Raw genomic sequence first — 15,208 nt, forward strand, 5'->3', positions numbered from 1 at the left:
TTTTTGATTTCAGATTTTCCGAAACTTAAAAAGTTAAACATTAAAAAATAAAAATATATTTTAAATAAAATAAATTAGGGCGTTTTAGATTTCCTAAATCAAAAAAACAAAAATGAATACATTAATAGCTATAACAGGATTGGGTATTTTCTGCCTATTGTTTGAAATTCTAAATTTTAGAAAAGGCATTGTTCCGTTTACCATTTTAGGTTTATTGGGAGTTTTGGCACTAAACTTTTACGAATTTGGAACAACAGCAAGTTATTACAATAACATGATTACAGTAAGCAAGTTCTCTACTGCATTCTCATCATTGTTTATTATTCTAACTATTTTCCTTGTAGCATTAAGTCATAATTTTTACGAAAATCACCAGACAAAAATCTCTGATTATATTGCTATAAAAGTGTTTTTATTAGCTGGTGCTGTTGCTATGGTTTCTTTTGGAAACTTAGCGATGTTTTTCCTTGGAATCGAAATTTTATCTATCGCATTATATGTTCTTGCAGCGAGCGACCGTTTGAATATTAAAAGTAATGAAGCGGGAATGAAATATTTCTTGATGGGATCATTCGCATCTGGAATTATCTTATTCGGTATTTGTTTAATTTACGGAGCTATGGGAACTTTTGATATTGCAGAAATTCACGAAAGTTCTTTATCTGCTGAGTTACCAATCTGGTTTCCTATCGGAATGATTTTAATGACAATTGGAATGTTCTTTAAAGTTGCTGCTGTACCATTTCATTTTTGGGCACCAGATGTTTACGAAGGTTCTCCAGCTTTAACAACTGCTTTAATGAGTACACTTGCTAAAGTTGTAGCGATTGCAACATTATTTAAATTAGTTTCAGGATTGAATTTAATTCCTTCTTTAGAAAATCAGGATCTTTTAGGAACATTTGAAAATATCATTCTTGTAATTTCAATTGCTTCTATGACGGTTGGAAACATCATGGCTTTGCGTCAGGTAAATGTAAAACGTATGCTTGCATTCTCTGGAATCTCACACGCAGGTTTCATGTTAATTACATTCTTAACGATTGCAACTTCCGCAGGAGTTTTATTGTATTACACTGCTGCTTACGCTTTAGCCGGTATCGCTGCATTCAGCGTAATTTTATACGTTTGCAAAAATCAGGATAACGAAGATGTTACAAACTTCCACGGTTTAGGAAAAACAAATCCACTATTAGCTGCAATCTTGACTGGTTCATTATTGTCTATGGCCGGTATTCCTATTTTCTCAGGATTCTTTGCAAAATTATTCTTGTTTAATCAGGCACTTCACGCTGGTTATGTTGCCATCGTAATTGTTGCAGTAATCAACTCTATCATAAGTGTTGGTTATTATTTCAAATTAATTTTGGCAATGTATTCTAAAGAACCAAATGAAGAGCGTACAGGAAAACCATTCCTTATTTATGCCGTTGCTATTATTTCAATTGGTTTAAATATTGCTTTAGGTTTATTTCCTTCATTAGTTTTAGATCTATTGAATTAAAAATTCAGATTAAAAAATATACAAATCCATCAAGAGTTTCTTTTGATGGATTTTTTGTTTTACAGCATTTTTCAAAAGAAAATTTCATGTTAAAAATTTAAAGTTAAATTACAGACTTCGAAAAAACTCCATATATTTGGGTTCACTAAAAGCATAAAAACTATGGCCTTCAATTCAAAAAATCCTTTTTTAAGTAACAAGCGTTTTTCATCAAATGCTGTTTCAAGAGCTGAAGAAGTACACGAAGCAAAGATTATTGATTACAATCAGGAAATGACTTTGTCTGGTACGATTAATAAAACAGCTATTTTATTTTTAATATTATGCGGCGCTGCTATGGTAACATGGTGGATGGCTTTTAACGGAATGAACATTATGCTGCCTGCTATTGGCGGTGCAATTGTTGGATTTGTTCTTGTTTTAATTTCTGCATTCAAACCACAATTGTCACCGTATCTTGCTCCGGGTTATGCCTTATTTGAAGGATTATTCATTGGAGGAATTTCTGCAATATTTGAAGCTATGTATCCTGGAATCGTAATAAACGCTGTTGGAGCCACATTGGTTACGTTCTTAGTTTGTTTAGGTTTATATAAATTTAGAATCGTAAAAGTTACAGAACAATTCAAATCAGTTGTAATTGCTGCTACTCTTGCTATTGCAACTTATTATCTAATTTCATGGCTTGCTTCTTTAATTTTTAACTTTACTCCGGTTCATTATGGAAACTCAATGATGAGTATCGGAATTAGTGTTTTTGTAATTATTATTGCTGCTCTGAACTTATTCTTAGATTTCGACCAAATTGAAAAAGGAGTTGAACAAAGAATGCCAAAATTCATGGAATGGTACGGCGCAATGGGATTAATGGTAACATTAGTTTGGTTATATATTGAATTCTTAAGATTATTATCTAAATTATCAAGTAAAGATTAAGTTCTTAACATCAATAAAATAAGAAAGCCTTTTTGGGAGATTCCAAAAAGGCTTTTTTTATGCTCAATACTCTAATAATTAGGTTGTAAATTCAAAATATAAACAATTACGAAATATTCTTTTTTCTTACAAATTTTAGTTTTTAACAAAAATTAATACAAAAGTTATAAAAATATAAATTTAAAAAGCACACTCATTTTACTTCTTTAAAACATCAATAAAACAAGGCTTTTACTAAAAATGTTTTAACATGTAATAAATTACAATTAATGCAATAAATTACATTTTAAATAAAATATAACCCATTATTTTTTCATATTTGTTTTTTTAAGACAAAATAAATAATAATATCGAAATTTTGTATAATTTCGTGTAATCGATTACAATTTTTATTGTACTCGAGAACCGCAAAAACCACAAAAAACTATTATTAATGTCTAACTTAAACAATTATGAAAAAAAACCTACTTTTCTTAGCTATGTTTTTTATTGCTGTCCAAACTTGGTCACAGCAAATTAATGAAGCCAGCGGATGGCTTGAATCCGTTTTTGTAAAATGGCAGCCTGTAACCAATGCCCAAACTTATAATGTTTATTATACAGGAGAAGGAATTGTTGACAGAAAAATTGACAACCAGCTTATTAGGAGCTATGGAACTTATTTTCGTGCAGATATTCCGGGTTTAAAGGCCGGGGCTTATACTGTAAAAATCAAACCAGTTATTTCTGGCGTTGAAGGAGCTGGCACCACAACTGGTTCATTAACAGTTAAAGCACATGATAGGTCTGGATTTGCTTTTGCAAATTCTCGTGTACCGGGCGCTTATAATACTGATGGAACTCCAAAAAGCAATGCTGTGATTATTTACGTAACAGAGCAGACTAAAAACACCGTTTCTCTTAATGTAACTGGTGCAACATCAAATCCCTGTGTTGGTTTACAGACCATTCTTGACGGTTACAAAAAAGGCAATGATTTAAGACCTTTTATTATTCGTATAGTTGGGCAAATTACTGATTTATCATACATGATGAGCGGGGATATTGTCATTGAAAATAATAAAAATGCTTCGGCATATCTTACCTTAGAAGGAATTGGGAATGATGCAGTCGCTGATGGCTGGGGAATAAGAGTAAAAAATGCATCAAACATTGAAATTCGAAATATTGGAACAATGAACTGTGACAGCGGCGAAGGCGACAATATTGGCTTACAGCAAGATAATGATTACGTTTGGGTTCATAACTGTGATTTCTTTTATGGAAATGCCGGAAGCGATGCAGACCAAGTTAAAGGTGACGGAGCTTTAGACTGTAAAAAATCTACTTATATTACCTTTTCATACAATCACTTTTGGGATTCAGGAAAAAGTAATCTTTTAGGTTTAAGCGAAGGGACTACTGCCGGTTTATATATTACCTATCATCATAACTGGTACGACCATTCTGATTCACGTCATCCCCGTGTACGCTACTATTCTGCCCACGTTTATAACAACTATTATGATGGTAATTCAAAATATGGAGTGGGATCAACTTTAGGTTCATCTGTCTTTGTAGAAGCCAATTATTTTAGAAATTGTAAATACCCAATGTTGACTTCAATGCAGGGAACCGATATATATAATGGAGCCACAGGAACTTTTTCAAGTGAAGACGGCGGAACTATAAAAGCTTTTAATAATACTATGAGCGGACAAACTCGATTTGTAGGGTACAATGCTTCAACTTACCCTGTTGAATTTGACGCTTATGTCGCTTCAACCAGAAATGAAACGATTAGCAGCAACATTACATCAAAAAAAGGCGCTAAGACATATAACAATTTCGATACAAATTCAAGTGTAATGTATTCTTATACTCCTGACAGCCCAGAAACGGCAAAAACAAATGTTATGCAATATGCAGGGCGCGTTTCTGGCGGAGATTTGCAATGGACATTTAATAATGCTGTTGACGATACCGCTGATGCAGTAAATACAGGATTAAAATCGGCTTTAACGAATTATCAAACTACATTAGTTTATGTACAGGACGGAACAAATCCTCCAGCCGGAAATCAAACTTTAACTTCAACCTCAAATAACAATCAAACTGTTACGAGCGGAACTGCTATCGGCGCAATTGTGTTTACCTGGGGAGGAGATGCAACAGATGCTGCTGTAACTGGATTGCCAGCTTCGGGATTGACTTTTGTAAAAAATACATCTGCAAAAACAATCACTATCACGGGAACACCAACTGCAACCGTAAATTATTCAATCGCTACAACAGGAACTGCAGGAACTCCTGCAACGGGCTCAGGAACTATTACCGTAAATGCGGCAGGAACTCAAACCTTAACATCAACAAATAATAACAGTCAAACAGTAACCAGCGGGACTGCAATAAACTCAATTGTATTTACCTGGGGCGGAACTGCAACTGATGCCACAGTGACTGGTTTGCCGGCATCTGGACTAACTTTTGTAAAAAACACTTCGGCCAAAACAATTACCATTACCGGAACGCCAACTGCAACGGTTTCTTATTCAGTTGCAACGACAGGAACGGGAACTGCTGCAACGGGGTCTGGAACAATAACTGTAAATACAGGTACATCTGGAAGCGAAATCCACAATTTTACAACTTCTGGAAAAACAAGCACATTTTATGCAATTACAGGAAATCTTTCGACTACGAAAGGTACTGTTACGTATAATGGTTTGACTTTGACCCAATGTTTAAAAATTGAATCTTCTACCAATATTTCATTTACTACAAGTCAGACGAGTACTTTAACACTTGTTTTTGTAGAAGCTTCGGCAACAATAAAAGTTGACAATATAGATAAAGTAGCTTCTAACGGAATTGTAACAGTTTCATTGGCTGCAGGAACTCATACTATTACGAAAAAAGATACTTCGAACTTATTCTATATGAGTACGGCTTACAGCGGTGGAACGCTTCGTATGGCAAAAATAGAAGCTCCTGCAGAAATAGAAAATGAGAAAATATTCGTGTATCCTAATCCTGTTTCAAACATTTTATACGTATCAGATCCAAACCAAAAAGTAGAAAAGGTTTTAATCTATAATATCTCAGGTGTATTAGTAAAAACTGTTCAAAAAGGAACTGAAACAATTGATATCAGTCAGCTTTCAACAGGAACTTACTTAGCAAAAATTTATACTGCCAGGGATTCATTCAGTCAAACTATTATTAAAAAATAAAACCTGACAATAATTTATAAAAACTAAAGGCTTCCAAAATTTGGAAGCCTTTTTTCTAATATTTAAAAGAGATTTAATTACAAGTCAAATTTAATTCCTTGTGCCAAAGGAAGATTCGTTGTATAATTAATCGTATTTGTTTGACGTCTCATATAGATTTTCCAAGCGTCAGAACCAGATTCACGTCCGCCTCCGGTTTCTTTTTCACCACCAAAAGCACCGCCAATTTCAGCTCCCGAAGTTCCAATATTTACATTCGCAATTCCGCAGTCAGAACCTACAACAGATAAAAATCTTTCAGCTTCACGTAAATTGTTTGTCATAATTGCTGAAGATAATCCCTGCGCAACTCCATTTTGAAGTTCAATAGCATTATCAACATCACCAGAATATTTAATCAAATATAAAACCGGAGCAAAAGTTTCGTGCTGAACAATTGCAAATGAATTTTCAGCCTCAGCAATTGCAGGTTTTACGTAACAGCCACTTTCGTAACCTTCACCCGAAATTACTCCGCCTTCAACCAAAATTTTTCCACCTTCTGCAACAACTTTATTTAAAGCTACAGCGTACATTTCAACAGCATGCGTATCGATAAGCGGACCAACATGATTGTTTTCATCAAGCGGATTTCCAATGCGTAATTGTTTGTAAGCTGCCACTAAAGCATCTTTTACTTTATCATAAATACTTTCGTGAATAATCAATCTTCTTGTTGATGTACAACGCTGACCTGCAGTTCCTACAGCTCCAAAAACAGCTCCAATAACTGTCATTTTAATATCTGCATCCGGAGTCACAATAATTGAATTATTTCCTCCTAATTCTAATAAAGATTTTCCTAATCTTGCGGCAACGGTTTGTGCTACAATTTTTCCCATTCTTGTAGAACCAGTTGCAGATATTAAAGGAACACGGGTATCCTTTGTTAATAACTCTCCTATTTTATAATCACCATTTATCAAACAGGAAATTCCTTCCGGCAGATTATTTTCTTTGATAACCTGAGCAATAATATTTTGACAGGCGATTCCGCAAAGAGGTGTTTTCTCAGAAGGTTTCCAAACACATACGTCTCCGGAAATCCACGCTAAAGCAGTATTCCAGGACCAAACGGCAACCGGGAAATTAAAAGCCGAAATAATTCCAACAATTCCTAAAGAATGATATTGTTCGTACATTCTATGTCCTGGTCTTTCAGAATGCATTGTTAATCCGTGTAATTGACGAGATAATCCAACGGCAAAATCGCAGATATCAATCATTTCCTGAACTTCTCCATAACCTTCCTGCAGTGATTTTCCCATTTCATAAGAAACCAATTTACCAAGAGCTTCTTTGTTTTGACGTAATTTTTCTCCAAACTGACGCACGATTTCTCCACGCTGCGGCGCTGGGATCAATCTAAATGTTTTAAATGCTTCTGTCGCAGAACGCATTACTTTTTCGTAATCTTCAAGAGTTGACGTTTTTACAGATGCAATTAATTTCCCGTCTACAGGAGAAAAACTATCTAAAATTCCACCCGATGAAAAGTTCTCTACTCCAGTTGAAGTTCCTTCGTTAACCAGTTTAATTCCTAGTTTTTCCAGAGCTTCATTCATGCCAAATTGTGATGCTATTGTTGTCATTGTAACTTTTTTAGTTAAAATTGTTATATTTTTATGTAAAGATATTATTTTAGAATTAATTTCAAATGATATTGAACCATTAAAGACAAAGTAAATTTAGCGTTATTTTACAAGTATTAACGCAAAATGATCCTGATTTATTCGGTAAATTTGATGAAATTTACATTCTCAAAAATTTCAAATATGAACTTTCTTAGCCGGCTTTTGCTATGTTTTGTCTTAATTTCATTTAATGCTTTTTCTCAAAAAGAACAGAAATCTTCTTTTCAGGTTATACCTTTAGGAATAAAAGGCGGAATCGACGAGAAAAATCTTTCGGCTTATTTAATAGCACCAGTAAACACAAAAGATTTTGTTTGTCTGGATGCCGGAACTGTAAATGCCGGAATTGAAAAAGCAATTGAAAACAAAGTCTTTAAAGTTTCGACCAGCGAAGTTTTACGAAAATATATAAAAGGATATTTGATTTCGCATGCGCATTTAGATCATGTTTCTGGTTTAATAATCAACTCTCCTGCCGATTCATCAAAAACAGTTTATGCAACTGAAAAATGTATGGAAATGATGGAAAACCATTATTTCAACGATCAAACCTGGGCTAATTTTGGAGATAAAGGCCTGGGATTTCCGTTGAAAAAATATCACTTCCAAACTTTAAATATAAATGAAGAAACGCCGGTTTCGAATACGTCAATGACGGTTAAAGCTTTTCCTTTAAGTCATGTTAATCCGTTTGAGAGTACTGCTTTTTTAATTAAAAATGAAGATAATTACGTTCTTTATTTAGGAGATACAGGCCCTGATTCTGTAGAAAAAAGCGATAAATTAAAAGCTTTATGGACAGCGACTGCACCGTTAGTTCAAAACAAACAATTGAAGGGTATTTTAATTGAAGTTTCTTTCCCAAATGAACAGCCGGACAAATTTTTATTTGGTCACTTAACGCCAAATTACTTAATGGCTGAACTTCGTGTTTTGGAAGAATTAACCGGAAAAGGTTCTTTAAAGAATTTCAAAATCATTATTACGCATTTAAAACCGCCTGCTAAAAATATTACTAAAATTAAAGATCAGCTGAAAAGTCAAAATGATTTGGGTGTAAAGATTATTTATCCTGAACAAGGGAAAAAAATTGAGTTGTAGAAACAAATATTTGTAAGTTAATTTTTATATTTTAGCCAAATAAATTTTTATTAATGAAAATTGTTTGGTCTTCAAGGGCAACTTATACGTTTTATACAACAAGAAATTATCTAACACAATTTCGAAGTATTGAAATTGCACAAAAATTTGTAAATGAGGTTTTACATATTATTGATTTAGTTAAAATAAATCCTCATTTAGGAAAATTTAGACATGATTTAGAATGCAATGAAATATTAGTCACAAAAAACATTTCTCTTTATTACATTCTAAATCGGGATTTTATTCATTTAATTGAATTTTATGACAATCGTCAAAAACCCTTAACCATTTTAAATTTTTAAATTATATTTTTACTTTTTAACTCAAGCAGCATTTCTTCATGCGTCATAAAATTCCCTTCTTCATATTCACGCTTAGCATTTTCTATTTCAGCCTTTAATTGTAATCTAAAATTTTCTTCTGGAGAAAGAATCTTAGCAATTGAAAGTACTTCATCTGGAGTAAATGATTGAGTTTTCAATTTTCTATAAAACGTTGGACTAGAAATGCCAACTTTTTCAATAATATAGTTTTTTTTATAAGGTGATTTGTCCATTAAAGACTCAATATTATCTACTATATTCTTATATGCGATTATTTCCTGTATCATAATTGACTCTTTTTAATATCATATTTGATGCAAATATATGTCAAAAATGATATTAAAAATTTTCTTTAACACAAAAATAAACCCGAAAGGGTTTAAAAACTTGTCGGGTTTAATAATAATCGTACTCGAGATCAATAAATTACTTTTTAGCCGTAAATCTAGGATCAGTTTCCATTACGGTTCCGCATTTATCACAAGTTCTTAATTCTTCTGAATTGTAGAAATGTTCGAAATGAGGAAGAAAGTCTTTTTCAATATTATGCAGTTCAAAATACACTTCGTAAAGTTTGTGATTACAATTATCGCAATGCCAAAGTAAACCGTCTGTATAACCTTTCCCGGCACGTTTTCGTTCAATTACTAATCCTATTGAACCTTCTGAACGAACTGGAGAATGTGGAATTTTAGCGGGATGTAAGTACATGTCTCCGGCATTTAATTCCATTTCTTTACGTTCGCCATCTTCCTGAATTACTACTTTTATGCTTCCTTCTAATTGATAAAAAAGTTCTTCGGTTTCGTTATAATGATAATCTTTTCGGGCATTTGGGCCGGCAACAATCATTACGATATAATCGCCTGAATCAACATATAGATTTTTATTTCCAACTGGTGGTTTTAGTAAGTGTCGGTTATCTTCAATCCATTTTGTTAGATTGAATGGTTTTGCTATAGCCATTTTTTTCAGAATTTATGAAAAGCTAAGGTAGTGAATTTGTAGAGACGCACCGCAGTGCGTCTTATAGGTTTTGGATATAGGAACGTAGACGCACTGCGGCGTGTCTCTACAATTTCTCTCGTATTAAATAAATATAAACCGGAAAATGATCGCTAAAACCTGCTTCGGTTAAAGTATTTCTTAACGGATATCCTTTGTACTTTCCAGAAGTTTGAATTAGATAAGGTCGATTAAAGATTCCTGCTTTCCAGAATTTAAAACTTGAAAAATCAGGTTCAATAAAAGATTTCGTCATTATTATTTGGTCAAAAATATCCCAGGAATCTCTAAACGCTAAAGTTCCCATTCCTCTTTCTGCCATTTCTTCAAATGGATTATAAACACCAAATTCAGGAACGTCTGCTTTTTTTGCTTTTGCTCCTAATTCGGTTTTGATACTTTTATTAAAAGGTCCGTCGTTTAAATCCCCCATAGTAATAACTTTTGCCATTGGATTTATCTGCTGAAGCGAATCGATAATTTTACGATTTAATCTTCCTGCTGCTTCACGAAATGGACTACTGGCTTTTTCTCCGCCAGATCTCGATGGCCAGTGATTAACAATAATATGAATTTCTTCATTTTCTAAAAAACCAGTTACTAAAAGCTGATCTCTCGTAAAAACCCGGTTTTTAGTATCTATTTTGATTTCAACATCACCTAAATCTTCATTTTTATCTTCCTGAATAATTGGTTTGTTTTTGTAAATCAATAACGGAATATTAGCATAAGAAGTCGGTCTGAAATATTTCTTTTGATACAAAAGCGCAACATCAATTCCACGCTGGTCGGGAGAATCAAAATGGATAATTCCGTAATCGTAACCTGCTATTTTTTCCTGTTTAATTAAATCTTCCAAAACGCCGCGGTTTTCAACTTCAGAACAGCCAATTAAAGTGGGTGCATTAGAGTTTTCAGGATTTCCAATTTCAGAAATTACTCTTGAAAGATTTTTTAGTTTTTGTTCGTATTTTTCTTTTGTCCAATGCTGAGCGCCATTTGGCGTCCATTCATCATCATTTGTACTGGCATCATCATAAATATCAAAGAGGTTTTCGAAATTATAAAAAGCTGCAGTATGAATTACATATCTTTTAGATTGTGCATTTGAAAGAGAAATTATAAAAAAGGCGAGTAAACAAAAGTGAAATTTAATAATTTGCATAACTTTAAAAATTTAAGAGCTCAATTTAAATAATTTGTAAGAATTTTCTATAATTTAATTGAGTAAATAATTTATATTTGTTAATCTCAACATTCAAATAAGCAAAATAAACTATGAAAAGCTTCCTTACTATCACAAAATATTTTAATGGTGCTAAACTGGCATTTCTTATTTTTGCTTTACAATCATTTACCTGTCAATCCCAACAAATCATGATAACACCACCTTATTTACAAAAAGGAGATACCGTAGCACTTTTGGCAACAGCCAGAAAAAATATCGACGACAATTTAAAACCAACTATAGATTTGCTTAAAAGCTGGGGTCTGGAAGCGGTTGTTGGAAGTACAATTGGATTAGATTACCACCAATTGGCCGGAACAGATAAACAGCGTGCAGCCGATTTTCAAAAGCAATTAGATAATCCGAATATCAAAGCGATTTGGTGTGTTCGAGGTGGTTATGGAACAGTGAGAATGTTAGATCTGCTAGATTTTACAAAATTCAAACAACATCCAAAATGGGTTATTGGTTTTAGTGATGTTACAGTTTTGCACAATCATTTAAACACGATGGGTTACAAATCTATTCATGGCGTTATGCCGGTTACGATTCCGCGTGCGACTCCGGCGGCGATTAGTTCAATGAAATCGAGTTTGTTTGGCGAGCCTCTTTCCTATTCTATTGAACCAAGCAGTATGAACCGCTTTGGTAAAGCAACTGGTGAATTAGTGGGCGGAAATCTTTCTATTTTATACAGTTTATTAGGTTCTCCTTCTGCAATTGACTGTAAAGATAAAATCTTGTTTATTGAAGATTTAGATGAATACCTGTATCACATTGATCGTATGATGATGAATTTAAGACGCAACGGCTGTATCGAAAACCTTAAAGGGATTATCATTGGCGGAATGACAAAAATGAAAGATAATGAAGTTCCGTGGGGAAAAAATGCATTAGAAATTATAGATGATGTTACGAAAAAATATAATATTCCCGTAATTTTTAATTTTCCGGCCGGACATATTCAGGACAATCGTGCTTTAGTTATGGGAAGCACAATTTCTATCGATGTTAATGCATCTGGAAGTACGGTTACTTTTCAAAAATGAGACCATCTGAGAATTTTCTTTTGTATAAGAAAATTTAAATACCACATATATAATTGCTAACATGAAATTAAGGATGGATTAATATCCATCCCTATAAAATTAGTCGAGCCGAAGGCACTTTCCAGAAAAGTTCAGGAGGAACGATTTATTTGTAGCAACGGATTTTAATCCGTTAAAAAAACAAACATTTCTCGCTAAGACGCAAAGCCGCAAAGTAAAATTTAAACTTTGCGGCTTCGCGTCTTTGTGTGCAAAAAACTTTATCAAGATTCAAAAACCTGAAACTTGAAAAACTTGAAACCTGAAGCAAAAAACATGGCAGAACACAACGAACTTGGTAAAAAAGGAGAAGAACTTGCTGTAGAATATCTACAGCAAAACGGTTACGAAATTTTAGACCGAAACTGGGTTTTTCAAAAAGCAGAAATAGATATTATCGCTCAAAAAAATGATATTTTGGCAATTGTTGAAGTAAAAACAAGATCAAGTTTAGATTTTGGTTCTCCGCAGGATTTTGTCAAGCCAAAAAAAATTCAACTCTTAATAAAAGCAGTAAATGCCTACATAAACTATAGGGAAAAGGATTTTAATGAAGATTTAAATATCCGATTTGACATCGTTGCAATCCATAAAAATAGGGAATCATTTGCAATTGAACATCTTACTGACGCTTTTTATCATTTTTAACATAATTTTTTGTTGTTATAATTGTAACAAATTGTTTTTTTATTTATATTTGCATAAATTTATAACATCTAATTAACCAAACTAGACCAGTTAAGTTACAAAAAAAAAGAAAAAAATTATGAAAACCGTTTCTTCCATCGTCGAAAATTACATCAAAACGAAACCATTTCTCTTAAACGCTTTATCTCTCGGGATTATAAACCTGACGTCTCTTTCTCGGAACATTATGACCGAGTTAGAAAATGAATTTGGCAAAGAAGTAAAACAAGGCGCTGTTGTAATGTCGCTGAAGCGATTGACTGAAGAATTAGATTTTAAACTAAACCATAAAATCAATAAGGTAATTAAGAATATTGGCGAAATCACAGTAAGATCTGAGCTGACAGATTACACTTTTGCAGCTTCTGAAACTGTATTAAACAAACAAGCCGATTTAATTTCTGATATCAATGCTTTATCTGATATTTTCTATACCTCATCTCGTGGTGTCAACGAAACTAATATTGTAGTAAGCAGCAGTGTAAATCATTTAGTTGAAAAACACTTTATGAGAGAAAAACTAATCCAGAAATTAGACAATCTGGCTTCGATTACTGTAAAACTACCAAAAGAAAACATCGTTGTTCCTGGTATTTACTATTTCATCTTTCAACGTTTAGCCTGGGAAGGAATTATCATAAATGAGGTAATTTCTACTTCAAATGAATTTACAATTCTTGTTGGTGAAGATCAGGTTGATGTTGCTTTTAAAGTAATCAAAGATTTGAAAAACTAATTATCCAAAATTTAATTTTACATCTTAAAAATAAATTCAATTTTCAATGATCCTTTTGTCTTTCTCTAAAAAAGATAAAAGGATTTTTCTTATAAATTACTATTTGTAATTTTTCAAACAATCAATTATCAAATAAGAATATTCTCAAAAACAAACTTCAGTATAGTTAATTTTTAAATTTTTTAGCCAAAAAATTATCAACTTGATAAAAGCACTTTCCGCCGTGTTTACTGATATTTTGGTTAAATAAAATTAAAAAAAATAGAAATAAGTTCTTTTTTCCATTTTTTGCTGCGAATAATATTTTTATATATTTGTTAAGCACTTAACATATTAGAGCATCAATTTTAATAGTATCGTAATATAATTAGATTTAAATACAAACTAATTAATTTAGTATTAGAAGCCAGAGATTATAGCAGCAAATTATTGGTAAGCAAACTAAAAAATAGCAGCAAAAAGCATTTCGTTCCCTTTTTAATTTGTATTATCAGGATATTTTGGTTTATAGTATTAGCTTATTAAAATCGAAAGAAACTGCCGAAGAAATCAATCAGAAGCTCGGCATCTCTATAAATATTGTCAGGAATCAAATGGGCAAAGCATTAAATCAATGCAGGTCTTTTTTAGGTTCACGACGAGATTATCTAACCAAAACCAATTTTAAACCAATTAAATCACTCTTTCAGAGTGATTTTTTTTAGCTCTGTGGTTCTGAATTAATGGCACGCAGATTAGGCAGATTTAAACAGATTTTATTACATCTTCTATTTATCATGAACTATATGACTTAGTTGTGAAATTGTTTCAAATTTGTTATAGCGAAATTTAGCTAAATATCTCATAATCTGAGCTTAAAAAAAGTAATTTATTTCAATGCAGATAAGTATAAAAGTATCTTAATTAGTAATAATCAAAAATCACTTCACTTTCTGAGCTAAGATTTACAGCATCATCATAAATATAACGAACCTTTTTTATTGGAAAATTTTCTGTATTATAAAGTAATTTATCCTTTGCATAAGTTAAGCCGTAATATTTTATCGCTACTTTATTGTTTGGACAATAATCTTCAAGTAAACTAGCAGTACCAACATAAATTAAATAGTACAGGCTTTGATTTAGTTTTTTGTAACTGTAATAATAGGGATTATTTTTATCATCATATTCGTATTCTACTACAGAGATTGTATTAGTACCATCGTTATTATTATCTGTTTTTTTTATTATATTGCCTTTTGCATCATAAATATATTCCGTAGATGGGGAAAATTCATTACCATCAGCACCTTGTAATCCCTTAGTTCTAACTGCTTTCAAAATTCTTCCTGAAGGATCCGTATAAAATTCAGTAACAAAGGTCTTCGGCACATTAAACCGCTTTTCAAAATAATTTGTAACCGTCACCTTGTTCGTTGTATACTCTAATAATGTATAATCATTAGATCCGTCGACAATCTCTTTTATCAGGCGTTTTTGAGTATCATAAACATAGGAATAAGATTGTGAATTATATACTTGTTTTATCAGTTTTCCCTCAGCGTCGTAATTATATTTGTAATGTAGATTAATGCCGTCTGCTGACCAGTGAGCAGTTTTTTCTACTAAAAATCCATAATCATATTTATAAAATTCTTCATAATCTTCTTTTTCCATTTTACCAGATTTTAATA

At 32.4% G+C, this 15,208-nt stretch carries 13 protein-coding genes; 8 read left to right on the top strand and 5 right to left on the bottom strand.

Annotated elements, in window-relative coordinates:
- Positions 1 to 112 precede the first annotated feature (112 nt).
- From LUU93_RS02045 to LUU93_RS02055, 3 genes are all read left to right on the top strand, one after another.
- Positions 113 to 1,504, top strand: coding sequence for an NADH-quinone oxidoreductase subunit N (locus LUU93_RS02045; RefSeq protein WP_232677669.1), 1,392 nt, complete (start codon positions 113 to 115; stop codon positions 1,502 to 1,504).
- Positions 1,505 to 1,666: 162 nt separating this feature from the next.
- Entirely contained in the window at positions 1,667 to 2,440 is a 774-nt protein-coding gene (locus LUU93_RS02050) for a Bax inhibitor-1/YccA family protein (protein WP_232677671.1), read from the top strand.
- Positions 2,441 to 2,892: 452 nt separating this feature from the next.
- Positions 2,893 to 5,652 carry a pectate lyase family protein gene (locus LUU93_RS02055; RefSeq protein ID WP_232677682.1) on the top strand — a complete coding sequence of 920 codons (2,760 nt, stop codon included), beginning with the start codon at positions 2,893 to 2,895 and terminating at the stop codon, positions 5,650 to 5,652.
- Positions 5,653 to 5,729: 77 nt separating this feature from the next.
- Here LUU93_RS02055 and amaB read toward each other — a convergent pair whose 3' ends face one another.
- On the bottom strand, positions 5,730 to 7,283 hold the full coding sequence (gene amaB / locus LUU93_RS02060; RefSeq protein WP_232677684.1) for an L-piperidine-6-carboxylate dehydrogenase: 1,554 nt from the start codon (positions 7,281 to 7,283) through the stop codon (positions 5,730 to 5,732).
- A 183-nt stretch (positions 7,284 to 7,466) separates the two neighbouring features.
- On the opposite strand from amaB, the gene LUU93_RS02065 reads away from it, so the two are divergent.
- Together LUU93_RS02065 and LUU93_RS02070 are read left to right on the top strand one after the other, a co-directional pair.
- Positions 7,467 to 8,426, top strand: coding sequence for an MBL fold metallo-hydrolase (locus LUU93_RS02065; RefSeq protein ID WP_232677686.1), 960 nt, complete (start codon positions 7,467 to 7,469; stop codon positions 8,424 to 8,426).
- Positions 8,427 to 8,479: 53 nt separating this feature from the next.
- Positions 8,480 to 8,770 (top strand): type II toxin-antitoxin system RelE/ParE family toxin, encoded by a 291-nt coding sequence (locus LUU93_RS02070; RefSeq protein ID WP_232677688.1) that lies wholly within the window; start codon positions 8,480 to 8,482, stop codon positions 8,768 to 8,770.
- Here the strand turns inward: LUU93_RS02070 and LUU93_RS02075 are convergent.
- The 3 genes from LUU93_RS02075 to LUU93_RS02085 form a co-directional block, all read right to left on the bottom strand.
- Positions 8,767 to 9,078 (bottom strand): hypothetical protein, encoded by a 312-nt coding sequence (locus LUU93_RS02075; RefSeq protein WP_232677690.1) that lies wholly within the window; start codon positions 9,076 to 9,078, stop codon positions 8,767 to 8,769. The two genes, LUU93_RS02070 and LUU93_RS02075, sit on opposite strands and share 4 nt — an antisense overlap.
- Positions 9,079 to 9,217: 139 nt before the next feature.
- Positions 9,218 to 9,757, bottom strand: coding sequence for a 3-hydroxyanthranilate 3,4-dioxygenase (locus LUU93_RS02080; protein WP_115887957.1), 540 nt, complete (start codon positions 9,755 to 9,757; stop codon positions 9,218 to 9,220).
- A gap of 106 nt (positions 9,758 to 9,863) precedes the next feature.
- Complete coding sequence (locus tag LUU93_RS02085) at positions 9,864 to 10,961, bottom strand: endonuclease/exonuclease/phosphatase family protein (RefSeq protein WP_232677692.1); 1,098 nt, start codon at positions 10,959 to 10,961, stop codon at positions 9,864 to 9,866.
- 212 nt (positions 10,962 to 11,173) lie between these two features.
- Here LUU93_RS02085 and LUU93_RS02090 point away from each other — a divergent pair, with 212 nt between their 5' ends.
- From LUU93_RS02090 to LUU93_RS02100, 3 genes are all read left to right on the top strand, one after another.
- Complete coding sequence (locus tag LUU93_RS02090) at positions 11,174 to 12,073, top strand: S66 peptidase family protein (RefSeq protein ID WP_232677816.1); 900 nt, start codon at positions 11,174 to 11,176, stop codon at positions 12,071 to 12,073.
- A 315-nt stretch (positions 12,074 to 12,388) separates the two neighbouring features.
- Complete coding sequence (locus LUU93_RS02095) at positions 12,389 to 12,760, top strand: YraN family protein (RefSeq protein WP_232677817.1); 372 nt, start codon at positions 12,389 to 12,391, stop codon at positions 12,758 to 12,760.
- Between the two features lie 118 nt (positions 12,761 to 12,878).
- Entirely contained in the window at positions 12,879 to 13,535 is a 657-nt protein-coding gene (locus LUU93_RS02100) for a hypothetical protein (protein ID WP_012023298.1), read from the top strand.
- A gap of 903 nt (positions 13,536 to 14,438) precedes the next feature.
- Here LUU93_RS02100 and LUU93_RS02105 read toward each other — a convergent pair.
- Positions 14,439 to 15,191 (bottom strand): hypothetical protein, encoded by a 753-nt coding sequence (locus LUU93_RS02105; RefSeq protein WP_232677693.1) that lies wholly within the window; start codon positions 15,189 to 15,191, stop codon positions 14,439 to 14,441.
- Between the last annotated feature and the right edge of the window lie 17 nt (positions 15,192 to 15,208).

It is taken from the genome of Flavobacterium soyae (genome assembly GCF_021245985.1).
GTDB classification, from domain to species: Bacteria; Bacteroidota; Bacteroidia; order Flavobacteriales; family Flavobacteriaceae; genus Flavobacterium; species Flavobacterium soyae.